The following is a 283-nucleotide window of genomic DNA, read 5'->3' as shown; positions in this document are numbered from 1 at the left end:
CGCCCCGGAGGCGCTGCGCGACCTGCTGGTCGTCGAACTGCTCTACGCGACCGGGATCCGGGTCGCGGAGCTGTGCGGGCTGGACGTCGGGGCGGTCGACGAGTCCACCCGTACGCTGCGGGTCCGGGGCAAGGGCGACCGGGAACGGACCATCGTGTTCGGGGTCCCCGCCGCGCGCTCCCTGCGCCGCTGGCTCGACCACGGCCGACCGGCGCTGGCGACCCCGTCGTCGCCGCCGGCGCTGCTGCTGGGCGTGCGGGGCGGGCGGCTGGACCCGCGCGTC

1 protein-coding gene is annotated in these 283 nt (G+C 78.1%); it reads left to right on the top strand.

Annotated elements, in window-relative coordinates:
* Positions 1 to 283: tyrosine-type recombinase/integrase (locus tag GTW08_RS30840; protein WP_161152905.1), on the top strand; the 283-nt coding region annotated here is incomplete at both ends.

Origin of the sequence: Pseudonocardia sp. SID8383 (genome assembly GCF_009864975.1) — a bacterium.
GTDB classification, from domain to species: Bacteria; Actinomycetota; Actinomycetes; order Mycobacteriales; family Pseudonocardiaceae; genus Pseudonocardia; species Pseudonocardia alni.
The sequence above is the reverse complement of the archived record's forward strand: the minus strand, read 5'-3'. Positions and strand labels throughout refer to the sequence as shown.